Source organism: Sporocytophaga myxococcoides DSM 11118, assembly GCF_000426725.1.
GTDB lineage: Bacteria > Bacteroidota > Bacteroidia > Cytophagales > Cytophagaceae > Sporocytophaga > Sporocytophaga myxococcoides.
This window is the reverse complement of record NZ_AUFX01000009.1, coordinates 385,294-401,863: the sequence shown is the minus strand read 5'-3', so window position 1 is coordinate 401,863 and position 16,570 is coordinate 385,294. Positions and strand designations below refer to the sequence as shown.

Sequence of the window (16,570 nt, the reverse complement as noted above, 5' to 3'; positions counted from 1 at the left end):
ATAGATTAAGTCAAGCAATTAGTATAAACATTATAAATCTATAGTAGTATTCTTGGTTCTATCTAATTTGTTTTTGAGTGGCCAAATGAAGGTAATAAATTTAACCTTCTTTGAGCTTAAGATAGATATGTCTGATGTTGTTAACTCCGGTATCTCTTTCGTCAATATGAAATTTGTTTATATTTTTAATTAATGGTAGTAACTTCGGAAAGCCATAATTCCTTGGGTCGAAATCGGGTTTCTTTTTAATGATAAAATTACCTAAGTTGGCAAGAAAAGTCCAGCCACTTTCATCTGCCAGATCATTAACACTTTCTATAATCATTTTTATAGTTTCAGCATCAACTTTACTTAGAGGTTCTCCTTTTGACTTGGGTTTTGAAGCCTTTTGGGTAATATTAAAAGTATCTTGTTTCGAACTTTTTAAAATTTCTAAATATATAAACTTATCGCAAGCAGATATGAAAGGTTGGGGTGTTTTCTTCTCTCCAAATCCAATAACAGTCATTCCTGCTTCTCTTAGCCTTGTTGCTAATCTTGTAAAATCACTATCACTTGAAACAATGCAAAAACCGTTGACTTTTCCTGAATATAAAATATCCATCGCATCAATTATTAAAGCGCTGTCACTTGAGTTTTTCCCTGTTGTATAGCTGTATTGTTGAACAGGCGTTATGGCATTTTCTAAAAGAATATTTTTCCATCCGGATACTGTTGGTTTTGTCCAGTCTGCATAAATTCTCTTAATAGTTGGTGTCCCATACTTGGAAATCTCTTCCAACATTTTCTTTACGTTTGCATACGGTACGTTGTCTGCATCGATTAATACTGCAAGTTTATCGTCTGTCATTTTCAAATAATTTTATTAGCAGTGAGGCCTGATTGAATTTTCTTCAAGGATTCTATTGAAATTAGGTGTATATCTTTCTTTATGCTAAAGTATTCATTCGTATAGTATTATCCAAAGAAGCAGGTAGGAGTATTATGGTTATAAGCTTCATCTTTCTGATTTGTTTTTCTTACAGAAGAGTTTTGAGTCTTTAAAAATGGAATTGGGTTAAAGGTGTTGCTGAATAGGGGGGGCAATGAAGGAGTATTAGATTTGCATTTTGAGGAGATGGAATCCTGTTTACATTCGTTCTTTGCTAAGAAGTTCTATTGCAAATAACTTTCCTGAAGGCAAAGATTTAGTAGTATCTTATATTTATTCCAGCCATTAAATAATATTGATTAAACTTACCATAGTAATTTTGATAAGTCAAGCCCAAAGATGGACATATCCTGAAGCTTCCTTTATTTCTTAACTGTTTGTTTCCGATTTCATAATCACAAGTGATTTTGAATTCTTTTCGGAAAGAAGTTCTTTCGCCATCAGCTGATCTATAGACAGCTTCTGTATATAAACGTTTCTTTAAGAACCTTGACTGGGCTCCTAAAGTGTATTCAAAAAACGTCCGGTCCGCAATATCTAAATGGGAAAAGCCCATTCCTCCATTTAACATTACCGGATAAATTGGAATATTAAGTTTTATTATCTGCCAGTCCAGAGTGCTTAGATATCCTGTATTATCATTTATACTTTGTTGTCTGAACTCTGTAGAGAATGCACCCCAATTGGCTCTGATCTTAGGATTGAGAAGTATGGCGTTATATTTTCCATAATAACCACCCTGAAGAAAACCTTCCAATGAAACGATTTCAGGATGTTCACCTCTGGTAGACAATACATACGTCTGAAGACTATAAATTCCAATTCCAATGAGTCTGAAGCCTTCCAATATAATCCATTCAGAACTAAAGCCATCTCCTGAACCAGAGCTTGAATATCGATCCCTTTTTGGAATTTCTAATTCTTTAATGATATTACCTACTTGTCCAAAAGTGTTGGACGAGATCGTAAAGGTTAAAATAAAAGCCAGTATTATTTTATTCATCCTTATAAAAATTTCATAACAGTTTATGAACCTGTTATTGATTAAGATAAAAATAAATAAAAAGTGCGGCAGTTAAAACTCCGCACTCAAAATTTTTAACAACCTTTTTATGACTTTAATTAAACATCGGAGGATGTTTTTTAAATAAATTCAAATGATTAGGATATATTGTCAATTGACATATGAAATCCTTATAAGTCAGCTTTTTATTCTAATGAGGAATTTCTTCAATTAACACTTCTTTGCCTTTTTTGTCGAAATATGTGCATGTCATTTTATCCATACAAACTGCCCATTTTTCAATGCCCAGTTTCGCACTCATGGAGATAAACGTAGGATAGTCTGTTTTTCCATTTTGATGAGCTTTAAGGGCTGCTTTAAACTCTTCAGCCTCACAATCTTCTTTAATGATTAAAGCTTCATATCTCGCACCAGAGGAGGTTTTATAGTCCTTGGAGCCAAAATAATCAGTATGACCGTCTCTTACATAGGTTTCATAAAAAGTAACACCTAGATTTTTAATTTCTCTGATAAAGGAAGGAAAGTCTGCTCCTGATTTTACTTTGCTATGAGCTGCTTTGATTTCTTCAACTGTAAACATCTTATTAGATTTTTCGGGTTAAATGATTGTTAGAAAGATACAAATCCATAATGCTTATAATCTGTGAATTGAAAGATATTGCAGAATGAATATAATGCAAAGATGTTTTTAGAAAGATTTATGTAATTGTAAAAAGTCGTTTTTTAAAGTAACCGCCTAAAGGTCTCAGGTGTATCGCCAGTGAATTCTTTGAAGTCTTTTATGAAATGAGCCTGATCAAAGAAGTTATTTTCGTAACAAATTTCGGTTAGTGGTTTATTGCTGTTGAGGTGATTAAGAACTGAGTTAAAGCGAATAATAGAAGCAAATTTTTTGGGTGTAGTGCCTATAATTTTTCTAAAGCGTTTCTCAAATGGACTTTGACTGATGTTGAGTTTTTCGTTGAGTTCTTTTATGCGGATAGTGCCTTTACTTTTATGTATAAGCTTTATAGCTTCAATGATCAGTTTGTCTGTCTGAATGTCTTTTAGCTGAGATAGAAAAAATAATTCAACAAGGTTTATTCGTTGCTGATCTGTTGTGGCAAAGGCTAGTTTTTCTTCTACTTTTTTTACTTCATTTTTATTAAATATGTCTTCAAGAGAAATGCTTAAATTGAATAACTCATTTGCAGGATTAGAAGAGAAATGAGTGAATCCTATTTCAGTAAAGTAAACTAATATGGTTCCAATATCGGCTGAATTTCTGAACATTTTATAACTGTCGGAAATACCTGTTATTCCTGCAGATGCCAGTTTGCTTTCAGTATTGTTATGAATGGTTGAAAGTAGTCCTTTGTATTGAAATCCGATGACAAGTCCTGAAGAAGGAAAAACCTTATATTCATTTTCGACAAGGCTCTCTGACACTACAAAATGTTTGATGTAGGGTTTTAGTTTTTCAGAAGGAAGGTGCTTGTCGAACTTCATTTATACTAAAATACTCAATCGTCGAGGAATAACCAAAAGTTGGGAAGAAGTTGAGAATACATGTAAGGCTTAAGTTCTATTGAGGTGGGTTAATGCTTAGTATAAGTTTTAAATTATATGTTGATATTAAATCCAATGATAATATCAGATGCAATTTGTCCACCTCGAAGCCCCCAATTCTCCAGTGGCTGCTCATTAAGTATTATAAATACAGTGTTTTTGTCAATTGAGAGTTTTTTGTCAAGTTCTTGAACTATGTTTTGATAAAGTAACTTCTTGGTTTCTGTTGTTCTTCCTTTGAAAAGTGTTATCTGCATAAATATTTCATATGGCTTTTTAGAATAAAATAAAGCCGGATCAAATTCAATTAATCTTAAGTTTTTATCTTCTTCAGGTATTTGCAATGTCTGAACCAGAACTGAATGGATACATTCAATTAATTGAAGTAAAAAATCTTTGTCTTTACCTTTGGCAATGCTGATTTCTGTTACTGGCATAGTTTTTATTTTAAGAAAAAGTTTAAGTATAAAGTGTCAAAAGGTTTAGTATAAAATTCAGTGTATGTAGAGTCCTTATATTCGTTGTTCTTATGTATCCATAAAGCTCTGTAGCGGATATTACTCTCCAGATTAAAGTATTCAGATTGTACCTTCCTTCTTTTGAAATATGATTCCGTAAAGTAATTCCAATCTCTAACCTCCTTATTATCCTCTCTTTCAAAATAGAGAAAGACAGTGTCTTTATTAAACTTTTTTAATTCGCTCTTCAGTATTATATTAACTTTAGTTGCTGGTTTGAGATAAATTGTCGATTCATTGGTAGCCCCTTTTTTCAAACCTGCATCCTTACTTGAGTCAGCAAAATATATCTCGTCGTAGTATAGCTTATTCGATACTTCAAAGCAGTAGCTCTCGCAATCATCCATTTCTGGAATTGTAAAGTTATACACTAATCCGTTCTCTTGCTTAAAAACAGAGTCTATGAATTTATGCATTGATATTCCATTATATATAATCAATCGAATAGAATCAATTGACTTTTTACTATGGAAATCCAATACTTTTAGTTTGATTGTAGTAGTGCCGAAACCTTTTTCACAGTAGTAGTCATCCGCTTTCTCATAAGATTTATAAAAATATCCTAATACTGTTAATGTGATTATTATAAAACAAATTACAAGTATGATGAACCACTTCTTCATGGTTAAATTTAAAAGTTAAAATGAAACAGCACTCATCTCTTATAAAAAAATCAAGGGGAACAGTCAATTCTATTGCTAGCGGACTTTTGGTTATTTGATTTTTTCTAAATATACCAAAATTAAATTATTATTTATTGGCTGTCTTTTAAATTCACTATATCCTAATTTCTGATAAAGATTTAAGTTTTTTGCACTCTTGAATCCTGTGAATAATTCATAACGACTACAGTTACTGAATTGAGTTTCTATTTCTTTCATTAATGTCTGTCCGATTTTCTGGTTTTGGAATTCTTTATCTACAATTAGTCGTCCTATGTACACGGTGCCGTTATTGCTGCATGCACGAACAGATCCAACTATTTGTCCACTTAAGGTGGCTTTTAAAAACAGTGTTCCTTTGTCCATTTCTGTTTTAATTTCGATTATGGTCTGGTTCAGAGGTGGAATATTATATTCATTATGAAGTTCTGCTTCAGTTTGATAACATTCCTTTTGAAGCCTAAGTATTGCTTCCAAATCACCTTCATTCGCATGCAAAATTTGTAGATTCATTTATCTTTCTATTGGTCAAATAAAGTAAATAATATGTCTAATCTCCACCTAGTTTCAAGATGTTGAACTTAAGACTTTGTATTTAATTCTTTCTAAAATACTTATTTGCCGGCCAATAACCAAAGATGAGGATTTAGAGTAAGGTGATGCGTTGGTCTGCGAAATGGCTAACTATAGTGAAGCCTTAAATTCATTCGTGAAATCGCGAGTTTGATGGGATATAAATTGTAAATTCTGTATATTTAGGGACATTGAAGAGCTTGTATAAGCTAGGATTGCTTTCTATTCAAATAAAATATTTTGATTTTTATTATAAATTTATTTTTAGTGTATGTTGAAAATTTATTTACTGATTTGGGGATTATTAATTTCATTGTTTTCACAGGCTCAGCAAATTTCTGACTTAGAGTTTTGGGGAAGGCCTTATTATATTACTTCTGATGGAACCTTGAAAGATTTGGAGAGATCAGAAATTTCTGTAACTGCTAAATTTAAAGGAGGTGGTTGGAAAGATACAGATACTTATTTAAAGGCTGCAGGAGACAAGTCTTCGATGCGTATTGATTCGAATAGTTTATTGAAGTTTTATATTAAATTTACTATACATTCAGATCCTGCAGAATCTTTGAAAATAGTCAGAGGAGAAGCTTCAAAACGAAGCCGGCTGTTCCTTTATTCAAGAACAAGCAGAAGGGGAGAAAGAAGAATTATTCCTAATGATATTAAATTAAAATTTAAGAAGATTTCCGAAGGTTTTTTTGAAATAACGGTTGATGGAAATCTTGCACCGGGAGAATACTTTTTTATGCCTGTTACTGAGTTAGGACTCCCTTGTCCTGCGTCTCAGATTCATATGATTTCTTATTTTGGGATTGATTAAGGATAGTTTGGATAAAGAGTGCTCCAAACATCCTCTCTTTGATTTTAATAAACCACAACTTTCTTTATTTCCGACAAGCCAGACACTGACATAATCTATACTAGGTAAGTTCCTGCTTCAGTGAATTCGATAGTTTTTTCACTATATGCACCAACTGTTTCTTCTATTAGCACACGTCCGTTTATATCCATAATCATACAAGTTGCATCAGAGCTATTTTGGTTCCTGAAAGTGCTGATTTTGTTATGAGCTGGATTAGGGTATATAGCAAGTTGTGTTTCTACTGATTTAGATGTCCTCCCTTTAAATTTTAGTCGGACAACAATGATACCTTATACTACCTTACTGAACATTAAATATTCTTATAACAAAATTCTTCATGACATTCTATAACGTTAGCTTTAATATTTGAGAAGCAATAAGCTCAAGTGAAAGTACTTTATCCGCGGCATCTAATTTTATAGCTTCTTTAGGCATTCCAAACACCACACTGCTTTTCTCATCCTGAGCAATGGTTTTTGCCCCTGATTGTTTCATTTCCAATAACCCTTTTGCACCGTCATCACCCATTCCTGTAAGTAATACTCCGATACTGTTAGCGCCAGCGTAACGGGCAGTAGATCTGAACAGCACATCTACCGCAGGTTTGTGTCTGTTTACCAATGGGCCATCTTTCACTTCTACATAATATCTTGCACCACTTCTTTTAAGCAGCATATGTTTGTTCCCTGGGGCAATTAATGCTCTTCCCCTTAAAACACTATCCCCATTCTCCGCTTCTTTCACTGTGATCCTGCAAAGCTCGTTGAGTCTCAAGGCAAATGATTTGGTAAACAATTCGGGCATATGTTGCACAATGACAATACCCGGAGCATCCAGGGGCATCGCTTCGAGCAGCACACGGATCGCTTCAGTTCCACCAGTAGAAGCACCGACAGCAACTACCTTCTCCGTTGTCTTGATCATACTGGTAGGACTGAAAGAACTAATCATGGCATCCGCAGATAATTTTGGCGCCACCTTCTCGAACTGGGTTTTACGTCCTGGTTTTGATAGTGAAGCCGCTTTAATAATATCGATGATCCTCATTTTCGAATCTTCCCACGACTCGTCAGATTCCAATTTGGGTTTTGTAATTACTTCTACAGCTCCATATTCTAATGCCTTTATCGCTGTCTCTGTGCCTTTATCTGTAAGACTGGAAATAATCACTACAGGAATCGGATGCTGAGACATAATTTTTCTCAAGAATGTCAGCCCATCCATTTTGGGCATTTCAACATCGAGCGTAATCACATCAGGGACTTCATGCTGTATTTTCGTCGCCGCAAAATAAGGATCAGAAGCCGTGGCCATCACCTCGATGGTAGAATCAGAATTCAGAATTTCTGTTAACATTTTCCTCACCACCGCAGAATCATCAACAATCAAAACTTTTATTTTATTTTTCACGGGTTACAATTTAAAAGGTCAGACAATATCATCAGACTTAACAAATTTCATATGAACTTCGCCCGTATGAGTATAGAATTTCAACTTACGGGCTAAACCTCCTCCTAAATGACTTGCTACAATTGGTATCTGCATCTGTTTCAACATTACTTTAGCAAGTTTACAGTTCCGCTGCCCGATATTGAGAACATTGGCAGTGGTAGACTTTCCTAAACCACCAAAAATTTTAGCTTGCAGATCTTTCTTTTGGCTGCCAAGACCAATCATTTTTTCCTGCAACTTTTCAATCGCAATATTTCCATATTTTGGGGAAGGTAATCCTTCGCCGTTCCATAATGGAAGCATATAATGATTGATACCTCCTATTTTAAGTACCGGATCATAAAGACAAACTGCCACGCACGTTCCTAAGACAGTAATTACTTCATGAGGACGATTATCTGCAAATAACGCAGATGGATAAAGGTAATATGTTAAAATTTTATTCATTCACATCCCTGTTGAAACTTTCCCCCGTTAGTGAATGGATTAATGATCTCGTTGCGAATATTAGAAAGAAGATTGCTCTTCATAGTTTCCGGCTGCTCCAGCTTCTTATTCAATTGCTGAATTTGCCCCATAAGATCATTCATCTCCTTTAAGGAGGGCTGTTTTTCTGACAATCTCAATTGCAATTCCTGAATTAATTCTTCTATTGCATAATTTCATATTCACTACTTGATCAGTTAAAAACAATACACTTAAATTCTTCTGAATATGGTAGGTTTAATCTGTTGCAGAGGTACATTCATATCCGTAATAGATTCAGAATGTCCCAAAAAGAAAATACCTCCTTTATTAAGCTTATCGCATAAACGGTTGATGACTTTTTCCTGAGTCTCTTTATCAAAATAAATCAAAACATTCCTGCAAAAGATAATATCAAAATTAAACGGAACATTATAGGAATGATCCATGAAATTCAATCTTTGGAGGTAAAGCTTCTGCCTCAATTGCGGAATTATTCTATATGTTTTGTTCTTATCGTCTTTTCCTCTTAGAAAATATTTCCTTTTTAATACCATAGGAATCACACTGGTTCTCTCTTCCGAATAGATAGCCATAGCTGCCTTCTTAAGTATCTCTGTGGAAAGGTCAGTTCCAAAGATGGAAAAATTAAAAGGTTGATTTTCTGCAAATTCACTCGCAACCATAGCGATGGTATAGGGTTCCTCTCCGCTAGAACAACCTGCACTCCAAATCCGTAATGGACGTCCGGCATCTCGGCCCTTAGTCATCGCAGGAAAGCAATGATTGCTAAGAAAATCGAAATGAATTGACTCTCTGAAAAAATCGGTTTTATTGGTAGTCACTACATCGATCATTTGAATCAGTTCCGTCCTTTGTCCTTCGGGACTGAAAACAAAATCACAGTATTCCTTAAATGAGTATAAATTAAGGGCGTTCAATCGTTTTTGAAGCCGGCATTCAAGCAATGTTTTTTTTGACGGTGGCATTTTAATTCCATAATCCGAATAAATCATAGAGCTCATTTTTCTGAACTCTTCATTAGACATTTTTACTACTGAAACCATAATCTTATTAATTTTTAGAATAACACAGCAGATAAGAAATTTTGGTATTTATAAAACCAAACAACCATAGTGGATAAAATCACTTAATTGATTAGAGGAATTATCTCCCATGTAAAATATAACTCCGGACATCCCAGTCAAATAAAGGAATTCGAAAATCAATTTTTCATAGTTGTATAATTTCACAGGTTTAAAAATTAAATAATGGTTTCAGATGTGTTTTCTTTCATCTGATGAAGTTCATTGATAGAAAAAACTTCATCAATATTAAGGACCATGATGAAATGTTCATCGTTCTTTATCATACCTTGAATAAACTCAGCTTTATATTTACTTCCTAATGCAGGAGAAGGCAGTATTTTTTCTGATGAAAGCTCAAGTACTTCCTGAACCGAATCCACCAATGCTCCAATGGTGATCTGTTCATTCTCCATCATGATAGAAAGAACTATGATGCAGGAATCGATTGTAAAATCAGTTTTAGCCAGTCCAAATTTTATGCGTGTATCAATTACAGGCAATACATTACCTCTAAGGTTAATTACTCCTGTCATAAAGTCTGGAGATTTAGGAACTTTTGTTACCGTGGGTATTTCCAATATTTCATGTACCCTTTCGACAGTTACAGCAAAAGTTTCGTTTTCCAACTTAAATGATAAGTAAGAATTACTTACATTCAGATTTTCTATGCTCATTGTAAAACTTCGTTATTTATTTGATTAAATATATATTCCTTAATGATTCTGTTGGGATCAACAACAAGAGCAACCTCTCCATTTCCTAAGATCGTCGCTCCTGAAATAACGTCCACATTTTTGTACAACCTTCCAAGTGGTTTTAATACTGCCTGATATTCTCCAATAATAGTATCGACTGATAAAGCTACCCTTCTATCGTCCTGCTTCACCACCACCACCTGATGCAGTTGAGGACAATTTTCCTTTATATCAAATTCATCTCTCAGATATATAAAAGGCACCTGCTCTCCGTCCAGAATTATAAGGTCATTGATCTTATCTACAAATTCTTCATGCTTTGCTTCAAAACATTTATCCACATTCCCTAATGGTATTACAAAATGCGTAGCATTGATTTTAACAAGCATTCCGTCAATGATTGAAAGCGTAAGTGGAAGCTTAATATTAATGGTAGTTCCTTCGTTGATCACGGACTCTACTTCCACTTCACCCCTTATTTCAGTAATCTGTCTTTTCACTACATCCATTCCTACTCCACGACCAGAAACCTCGGTAACTTTCTCCGCTGTAGAAAATCCCGGAAGAAAAATAAGATCGAAGATCTGACGCCGATCCAAATTCTGATCTGCGGTGATTAATCCTTTGCTGATGGCCTTTTGTCTGATCACTTCCGGATCAATTCCTTTTCCATCATCACGGATCTGAATAATCACATTATTCCCAGAATAAAATGCTTTTAATAAGATTTTTCCTTGGGCAGGTTTTCCTTTCTTCACTCGCTCTTCTCCCGATTCAATTCCATGATCCAGTGAATTCCGGAAGATATGCATCAGAGGATCTGCCAGGTTTTCAATAATATTCTTGTCCAGTTCTGTATCTGTACCTTCAGAAACAAACACAACGTCCTTATTCAATTGGGTTGAAAGATCTCTCACCAGTCGTTGAAATCGCACCAATAAGTTTTCTATAGGGATAAGACAAATACTAAAAGTATTATCTCTTAGCTGACGGGTGATCTTTTCAATATTTTCTGAAATACTTATTAGTTCAGAGGATGCAATCTGATCTGAAACAAGATTTAATCTTGCCTGAGTAGTTACAAGCTCACTTACAAGACTCATCAGTTCATCCAGCTTTTCAGAAGCCACTCTGATACTTGAAATCGAATTGTCTTTAGAGGTAACTATAGATTTCTCGTTGGCTTTTTCTATCTTACTTCTTACTTCCTCCATTCTATTTTTAGAAGAAGAATTATTTACCAATCCACTAAACTTTGAAATCTTTTCATCAATGCTTAAAGAAATATCGCGGGCAATAGTAGAAAAGCCATCCTGATCCAGCAAGTTTGTTTCTGAAATCTTTCTTATTTCAAGCTCGCAGTCTTCTTCCACGAACATGAAAACATCCCGGATACTGTTTTCTGTTATATTTCCTGATACATAAATTTCCCAGTGTATATATATATCCGCAGGATCAAGTTTTTTAAAATCAGGTAGTCGCTCGATATTTGAAACAGTATAAGTTACACCAAGCTGAGACAGATCATCGAGAAGGAATAATACATTAGTCCCTTTTCTCACCAAATCCTTTTCAGGAACAAATTTCAGCCAGTAAGTCGGAGTATCCGAAACTTTATCTTCTATTTTGTGGTCGGAAGAATGTGTTTTTATGCTCCCCTCGACAGAAGCTCCGTTCAGAACCTCAATGAGCCCCCGGATCAGGTTTTCATGATTGATTTTATGGACTGAATTTTCCAGCTCTACATCTGTAAGCAGCACCCTCAGATGATCGACAGAAGCAAATGTTATGTTAAGAACATTATCCGTTACAGACATTTTATCTTCTCTAATAAAATCATAGAGCGTCTCAAAGTGATGTGTAAAATCTCCGATCCGGTAAAAGCCGAACATTGTGCTATTACCCTTCAATGTGTGCATGATACGGAAGATCTGCTCTATGATCGAACTATCCGAAGGATTATTGTGCAATAAGAGGGAAACTCTTTCCAGTTCATTTATGAGTGTGGTGGCTTCCTCAAAGAACACCGCTTTAAATCTGTCCATTATCTAATGACTTTTTCAATGGTGGAAATTAGTTTTTCTGGAACGAATGGTTTTACAATCCAACCTGTTGCTCCCGCTGCTTTAGCTTCATCCTTTTTCGCTGCCTGAGACTCTGTAGTAAGGAATAAGATCGGCACATACTGGTATTCGGATTTTCCGCGGATCTCTTTAATCAAAGCAATACCGTCCTTTTTCGGCATGTGAAGATCTGTGATGACAAGATGAATCTCCTTCCCATCCAGAAACTTCATCGCATCTTCTCCGTCCACTCCTACAAGCACATTATATCCCGCATTTATCAAAGTAAAAGAAACTACTTCTCTTACGCTTTCCGAATCATCAGCTATTAGAATCGTCTTTTTCATTTATTTATTTACCTGATTTATATTAATTACTTAGCATATCGGCATTACGAAGTAATTGATTCATTTCTTCGCTTAACTCCTTTTTGAGGTTCACTTCTTTATCAATATTCCGGAGATAAATCATGAATGAGATAAGTACTTGTAAACACATAATATCTATCCGGGCAATGTCCATAAGAAGAATATTGTAAGTCTTATGTACCTTTTTTATTTCTTTCAATTCTTTGAAAAAAATTTCCGAATGTTTGATGCTAAGATCCCCGCTAACTACAATATCAATGGTCTCTTTATTGTCAGATAGCTTTTTTTGAATATTAAATTTTTCCATATTAGTTAGGTTAAAAAAAATCTAGATCTTTTTCGGCATTACTTGCGCCACTTACCTTCGCATTAGATGATGTATCGAAGTTCCTTCTGATAACTTCTTCATAATATTACTAAGAGCAATTTGTATACTTTAATAAACAAGGGATACCCTTAAAATACCTACAAGAGAATTTTTAAATGCAGGATTTGCACCAGGATTAATTATATATTGTAAGTCTGGTTGCACTATAAAGTTATTCCCAAACTTTGCCTTATAATTCAACTCAATTAAACTTCTGCTTTGAGTATAGCTGATAGGATAAGCTTGGTGAAGATGATTATTTATTGATGAATATACGAATCCCAAACCAAGTATATCATTAGAACGGGAAGGTAGTATACCTGTATAAATCAACCCTGTGCTTAAGTAAAAATCCACTAAATTGATTTTCCCAGGACTAGAGCCTGATTGTAAAAATGCAGTTACTCCCTGGTTATCTTTAGAATTTTCAGCAATGATTAGTCTGTCCATAGTAACGTAGATCCCATAACTTCCATTCACAGAATTTGAGGAATCGTAAAGGTCTCGGAAATCTCCATTATGATAATATCCTCCAATTTTATAATTTCCTTTTACTACCGAATCCTTAATTTCTTTCATCTGAATTTCAAATGTTGAGAACAATCTCTTTTTAGAGTCAATTTGCCACTTAAGGTTATTAAGATTGTCCTGAAACTTTAACGGAGATCCATCGAACACCGCTGCCTGGAATGCGAGCTTTTCAGATTGCTTCCATTTAACATATAAAGATGGTGTGGCATATGGATAGATAGATAAAGGCACATTCAATGCTACACTAGGATACATTCCGAAGGAGGTGTTTAGAAAATTGCCGGCAGTAGTATTTACTGCGAAGGTAGAATTCATGTCGAATTGACCAAAAAGCACTGAAAATTTTCCTATATCCTGTCTGTACCAAAATTCAAACAGACTTATCCGGTTTGTTGCTTCTATTCTTGATACAGGCTGTATATCTCCGACATAACGTGCAGATGGATTTCCACCGTGAGCATTAATGGCATGCAGGAACAATTTTCCTCCTTTAAACCATCCGGCTTTTTCAGTTGACAACCCCAAAGATAGATCTATTTTACCCACATAGCTGTGGCCACTTTTTCTTCCACCTTGTATATTGCTTATCAAATCACCTGTGATTTCAGTCCTGAAAGTAAAAGGAGAAGAATTTTGCGCATTACCTTTCAAGCTTGCCATTGCAAGGCTTAAAATAATTAAACATTTTTTCATCGGGTAAAATTTAAAGGGCAGGAAAGCAGATATTGAATGATTATTCAGGGCTATTCAATATCTGCTATATTATTTAAAACTTTGTAAAATCTGCGTCGGAAACCGAACCATTATCAAGTTTTATAGCTACGCCATTTACAGATTTTCCAGTTTTACCTGTAGATGCTTGTTTGGAAAAGCTCTTCTTTTTTGCATATCCATTATCCCCTGAATTGTATTTTTTACCTTTGTCATGTCCGAGATTAAAGAATGAAATGGTTTCTTCTAAAGAAGCTGCTTGGGCTTCCAGTTCTTCAGCGCTAGCCGCCATCTCTTCAGCGGTAGCAGCATTATTCTGTATAACTCTATTAAGTTGCTGAATAGAACTATTTACTTGCTCAGCTCCGGAATTCTGCTCATTGCTGGATGCGGTGATCTCTTGAATTAACCTTGAGGTTTTCTGGATATCTGGAACGATCAGCTCAAGTATTTTTCCAGACTTTTCAGCAATTGTTACACTGGTTTTTGAAAGAGCATCTATTTCGATAGCTGCCTGTTGACTTCTTTCAGCTAGTTTTCGTACTTCTGCAGCTACAACAGCAAATCCTTTACCATGCTCACCAGCTCTTGCCGCTTCCACAGCTGCATTAAGAGCCAGCAAATTCGTTTGTCTTGCAATTTCCCCTATAATTGAAATTTTCTGAGCAATTTCTTTCATTGACATCACTGTCATGCTAACTGATTTGCCTCCTTCACTTACATCCTCTGTTGCCTTAAGGGAAATTTTTTCTGTCTCCTGTGCGTTCTGAGTGCTTTGCTGAATGTTACTGGTCATCTGTTCCATAGAAGTTGAAACTTCTTCCGCAGAAGCGGCTTGTTCAGTAGCTCCTTCAGAAAGCTGCTGAGAAGAAGAACTCATTTGTTTACTGGCAGAACTAATGCTTTCGGCAGCTGTGCTAATAAAAGTTAATGTTTCATTTAATTTATTAACCATTTCCTGCAGGTGTTTAAGCATTTCCCCAACTTCGTCTTTTTTGCTTGTATCTATCTTCAAAGAAAGATCACCTTCTGCAACTGATTTGATCGCTTCATTCGCAATTTTTAAAGAGCTAGATATTGAAAGTACAATCCAGATTGCTACTCCCAGGCATATAATAAATCCTAGTGTTGCACCTATCAATGAAGCAGATATTGAAGTGGCTGCTGTTTCATCTGATTCCTGTGTTCTTTTATCCATCAACCCTTTTTCGATTTTAACAATTTCCTCAAGTTTAATCCGTAGCTGATCCATAGTTTGTTTGCCTGATTTTTTATTTATCAATACCATCAGATCGTCCATACTCGCAGTTCCTTCATTAATTTTTCTTCGGGCACTGATTTCAACATTACCGGTCTTTTCATGCCATTGAGTCTCAAGATTATCAATCACTTCAAACCTTGCCACTTGTTCAGGATTATCGTTGACAAGTTGCTTTACTTCGTTAAGCACTGTTTTAAATCTTTTCTTTCCTTCATTGTATGGTTCCAAATATTCTTCCTCACCTGTAAGCAAAAAGCCTCGCTCTCCTGTTTCCATATCGATTAATAATTTTCCTAACGAATTTGCTCTTTCGATAACTTCGTGGGTATGATCTACCCATTTTGAAGTTGTTATTAGTGAATTGATGCTATTATAAGAAACAGTAGCCAGGGCGATGATCATGATCAACACTAGACCGTTTCCAATAAAAAGTTGATGACGTATTTTCATAGATAATCAGGGTTAATAGTTATTTATAAGTGGTTTATTTAAGAATTTAGAATTCAAAGTATCGGTACTTCCTGTAAATGGTAATACCTCCTTGACATACGATTCATTTACAGCAAAAAAATCGTTTGCTAAGTTAAATGAGAGATAAGAATGAGTCGTTAAATTTTCATCATTTATAAAATTGATTTTGTATTAAAGTGAAATTTCAATCGATTGTAAGTCCTCTATACTTGCAATGTCCTTTAAGAGTGTGGTATGGATAATCATGAAGATTTCTCCTAGAATAGGTTTTTCTTCCTTATTATTGTTCAGAAGTAAAGCTATACGTTCGGTTCGTTGATTAAGCCTATCGCCTCATCAAAAAATAAAGTTTTTAATCTATACTTATCTTATTACCCTCTGAATCGTTTCTATAAGTTTCTCGGGCACAAAAGGCTTAACAATCCAACCGGTTGCACCAGCAGCTTTTGCCTCTTCTTTTTTAGAAGCATTGGATTCCGTGGTGAGAAATAGGATAGGGATAAATTTATATTCAGGCTTCGATCTTATTTCTTTTATAAGTGCTATACCATCCATCTTAGGCATATGGAGATCCGTCAATACCAGATGAATTTCCTTGCCGTTAAGATATTTTAATGCATCTTCTCCGTCAATTCCTATTAGCACTTCATATCCTGCATTAATTAATGTATAACTTACAACTTCCCTTACGCTCTCGGAGTCATCCGCAATAAGAATCGTTTTTTTCATGATTTGGTATTATTATAATTTCTTTTATTTGTCTCTGTCAGTTTCTATAGCTTGTTTACTTTTTTAGATATAGAATATCTAAAAGACCAGCGCAATTTAAAATCTTCATCAGCCCATCATTGAATTGATCTGCTATGTATATTTCTTTTTTCTTTTTTTTGTAAAGATTTAAAATAGGAGTATAGCACCTGAAATCCTGCTGCATCAATATTATTTACGTCTGAATATGATATAGTATATTTCTTGTATGA

General features: G+C 34.8%; 20 protein-coding genes. 1 reads left to right on the top strand and 19 read right to left on the bottom strand.

The window, feature by feature from the left end; translation table 11 throughout:
- Nucleotides 1–100 precede the first annotated feature (100 nt).
- The 7 genes from K350_RS0112490 to K350_RS0112460 form a co-directional block, all read right to left on the bottom strand.
- Nucleotides 101–850 carry an NYN domain-containing protein gene (locus K350_RS0112490; protein ID WP_037575333.1) on the bottom strand — a complete coding sequence of 250 codons (750 nt, stop codon included), beginning with the start codon at nt 848–850 and terminating at the stop codon, nt 101–103.
- 337 nt (nt 851–1,187) lie between these two features.
- On the bottom strand, nt 1,188–1,934 hold the full coding sequence (locus K350_RS0112485; protein ID WP_028980196.1) for a hypothetical protein: 747 nt from the start codon (nt 1,932–1,934) through the stop codon (nt 1,188–1,190).
- Between the two features lie 211 nt (nt 1,935–2,145).
- Complete coding sequence (locus K350_RS0112480; RefSeq protein ID WP_028980195.1) at nt 2,146–2,535, bottom strand: DUF1398 domain-containing protein; 390 nt, start codon at nt 2,533–2,535, stop codon at nt 2,146–2,148.
- A gap of 143 nt (nt 2,536–2,678) precedes the next feature.
- Entirely contained in the window at nt 2,679–3,443 is a 765-nt protein-coding gene (locus K350_RS0112475; protein WP_028980194.1) for a helix-turn-helix domain-containing protein, read from the bottom strand.
- A gap of 113 nt (nt 3,444–3,556) precedes the next feature.
- Complete coding sequence (locus K350_RS0112470; protein WP_028980193.1) at nt 3,557–3,940, bottom strand: tautomerase family protein; 384 nt, start codon at nt 3,938–3,940, stop codon at nt 3,557–3,559.
- Nucleotides 3,941–3,945: 5 nt separating this feature from the next.
- Nucleotides 3,946–4,644 (bottom strand): hypothetical protein, encoded by a 699-nt coding sequence (locus tag K350_RS0112465; protein WP_028980192.1) that lies wholly within the window; start codon nt 4,642–4,644, stop codon nt 3,946–3,948.
- A 90-nt stretch (nt 4,645–4,734) separates the two neighbouring features.
- A complete protein-coding gene (locus tag K350_RS0112460; protein WP_028980191.1) occupies nt 4,735–5,196 on the bottom strand; it encodes a GNAT family N-acetyltransferase in 462 nt (153 codons plus the stop codon).
- A gap of 331 nt (nt 5,197–5,527) precedes the next feature.
- Here K350_RS0112460 and K350_RS0112455 point away from each other — a divergent pair, with 331 nt between their 5' ends.
- Nucleotides 5,528–6,076 carry a hypothetical protein gene (locus tag K350_RS0112455; protein ID WP_028980190.1) on the top strand — a complete coding sequence of 183 codons (549 nt, stop codon included), beginning with the start codon at nt 5,528–5,530 and terminating at the stop codon, nt 6,074–6,076.
- A 95-nt stretch (nt 6,077–6,171) separates the two neighbouring features.
- Here K350_RS0112455 and K350_RS32875 read toward each other — a convergent pair whose 3' ends face one another.
- The 12 genes from K350_RS32875 to K350_RS0112390 all read right to left on the bottom strand — a co-directional run bounded on the left by K350_RS32875 (nt 6,172) and on the right by K350_RS0112390 (nt 16,319).
- Nucleotides 6,172–6,342, bottom strand: coding sequence for a T9SS type A sorting domain-containing protein (locus tag K350_RS32875; RefSeq protein WP_281169233.1), 171 nt, complete (start codon nt 6,340–6,342; stop codon nt 6,172–6,174).
- Nucleotides 6,343–6,463: 121 nt separating this feature from the next.
- The gene (locus tag K350_RS0112445) at nt 6,464–7,528 is read right to left on the bottom strand and encodes a protein-glutamate methylesterase/protein-glutamine glutaminase (RefSeq protein WP_028980189.1); all 1,065 of its coding nucleotides are present in this window, start codon (nt 7,526–7,528) and stop codon (nt 6,464–6,466) included.
- Nucleotides 7,529–7,546: 18 nt separating this feature from the next.
- A complete protein-coding gene (locus K350_RS0112440) occupies nt 7,547–8,017 on the bottom strand; it encodes a chemotaxis protein CheD (protein ID WP_028980188.1) in 471 nt (156 codons plus the stop codon).
- Nucleotides 8,014–8,160, bottom strand: coding sequence for a hypothetical protein (locus tag K350_RS32355; protein ID WP_156027022.1), 147 nt, complete (start codon nt 8,158–8,160; stop codon nt 8,014–8,016). The genes K350_RS0112440 and K350_RS32355 overlap by 4 nt, the downstream gene beginning before the upstream one ends.
- Before the next feature lie 108 nt (nt 8,161–8,268).
- Nucleotides 8,269–9,102, bottom strand: a complete 834-nt coding sequence (locus tag K350_RS0112425) for a CheR family methyltransferase (RefSeq protein ID WP_037575328.1) — start codon at nt 9,100–9,102, stop codon at nt 8,269–8,271.
- A 197-nt stretch (nt 9,103–9,299) separates the two neighbouring features.
- The gene (locus tag K350_RS0112420; RefSeq protein ID WP_028980186.1) at nt 9,300–9,797 is read right to left on the bottom strand and encodes a chemotaxis protein CheW; all 498 of its coding nucleotides are present in this window, start codon (nt 9,795–9,797) and stop codon (nt 9,300–9,302) included.
- Nucleotides 9,794–11,863 (bottom strand): chemotaxis protein CheA, encoded by a 2,070-nt coding sequence (locus K350_RS28590; RefSeq protein ID WP_037575325.1) that lies wholly within the window; start codon nt 11,861–11,863, stop codon nt 9,794–9,796. Before K350_RS28590 ends, K350_RS0112420 begins: the two co-directional genes overlap by 4 nt.
- Nucleotides 11,863–12,228 carry a response regulator gene (locus K350_RS0112410; RefSeq protein ID WP_028980185.1) on the bottom strand — a complete coding sequence of 122 codons (366 nt, stop codon included), beginning with the start codon at nt 12,226–12,228 and terminating at the stop codon, nt 11,863–11,865. Before K350_RS0112410 ends, K350_RS28590 begins: the two co-directional genes overlap by 1 nt.
- Nucleotides 12,229–12,250: 22 nt before the next feature.
- Entirely contained in the window at nt 12,251–12,556 is a 306-nt protein-coding gene (locus K350_RS0112405; RefSeq protein WP_028980184.1) for a hypothetical protein, read from the bottom strand.
- 129 nt (nt 12,557–12,685) lie between these two features.
- Nucleotides 12,686–13,840, bottom strand: a complete 1,155-nt coding sequence (locus K350_RS0112400) for a carbohydrate porin (protein WP_028980183.1) — start codon at nt 13,838–13,840, stop codon at nt 12,686–12,688.
- Between the two features lie 73 nt (nt 13,841–13,913).
- Nucleotides 13,914–15,569: a methyl-accepting chemotaxis protein gene (locus K350_RS0112395; protein ID WP_037575321.1), complete on the bottom strand. Its 1,656-nt coding sequence runs from the start codon at nt 15,567–15,569 to the stop codon at nt 13,914–13,916.
- Nucleotides 15,570–15,953: 384 nt separating this feature from the next.
- Nucleotides 15,954–16,319 (bottom strand): response regulator, encoded by a 366-nt coding sequence (locus tag K350_RS0112390; protein ID WP_028980181.1) that lies wholly within the window; start codon nt 16,317–16,319, stop codon nt 15,954–15,956.
- Between the last annotated feature and the right edge of the window lie 251 nt (nt 16,320–16,570).

Coding starts and splice junctions, on each gene's coding strand:
- K350_RS0112490 (WP_037575333.1), bottom strand. CDS start 850: ATGACAGACGATAAACTTGCAGTATTAATCGATGCAGACAACGTACCG.
- K350_RS0112485 (WP_028980196.1), bottom strand. CDS start 1,934: ATGAATAAAATAATACTGGCTTTTATTTTAACCTTTACGATCTCGTCC.
- K350_RS0112480 (WP_028980195.1), bottom strand. CDS start 2,535: ATGTTTACAGTTGAAGAAATCAAAGCAGCTCATAGCAAAGTAAAATCA.
- K350_RS0112475 (WP_028980194.1), bottom strand. CDS start 3,443: ATGAAGTTCGACAAGCACCTTCCTTCTGAAAAACTAAAACCCTACATC.
- K350_RS0112470 (WP_028980193.1), bottom strand. CDS start 3,940: ATGCCAGTAACAGAAATCAGCATTGCCAAAGGTAAAGACAAAGATTTT.
- K350_RS0112465 (WP_028980192.1), bottom strand. CDS start 4,644: ATGAAGAAGTGGTTCATCATACTTGTAATTTGTTTTATAATAATCACA.
- K350_RS0112460 (WP_028980191.1), bottom strand. CDS start 5,196: ATGAATCTACAAATTTTGCATGCGAATGAAGGTGATTTGGAAGCAATA.
- K350_RS0112455 (WP_028980190.1), top strand. CDS start 5,528: ATGTTGAAAATTTATTTACTGATTTGGGGATTATTAATTTCATTGTTT.
- K350_RS0112440 (WP_028980188.1), bottom strand. CDS start 8,017: ATGAATAAAATTTTAACATATTACCTTTATCCATCTGCGTTATTTGCA.
- K350_RS32355 (WP_156027022.1), bottom strand. CDS start 8,160: ATGAATGATCTTATGGGGCAAATTCAGCAATTGAATAAGAAGCTGGAG.
- K350_RS0112425 (WP_037575328.1), bottom strand. CDS start 9,102: ATGGTTTCAGTAGTAAAAATGTCTAATGAAGAGTTCAGAAAAATGAGC.
- K350_RS0112420 (WP_028980186.1), bottom strand. CDS start 9,797: ATGAGCATAGAAAATCTGAATGTAAGTAATTCTTACTTATCATTTAAG.
- K350_RS28590 (WP_037575325.1), bottom strand. CDS start 11,863: ATGGACAGATTTAAAGCGGTGTTCTTTGAGGAAGCCACCACACTCATA.
- K350_RS0112410 (WP_028980185.1), bottom strand. CDS start 12,228: ATGAAAAAGACGATTCTAATAGCTGATGATTCGGAAAGCGTAAGAGAA.
- K350_RS0112405 (WP_028980184.1), bottom strand. CDS start 12,556: ATGGAAAAATTTAATATTCAAAAAAAGCTATCTGACAATAAAGAGACC.
- K350_RS0112400 (WP_028980183.1), bottom strand. CDS start 13,840: ATGAAAAAATGTTTAATTATTTTAAGCCTTGCAATGGCAAGCTTGAAA.
- K350_RS0112395 (WP_037575321.1), bottom strand. CDS start 15,569: ATGAAAATACGTCATCAACTTTTTATTGGAAACGGTCTAGTGTTGATC.
- K350_RS0112390 (WP_028980181.1), bottom strand. CDS start 16,319: ATGAAAAAAACGATTCTTATTGCGGATGACTCCGAGAGCGTAAGGGAA.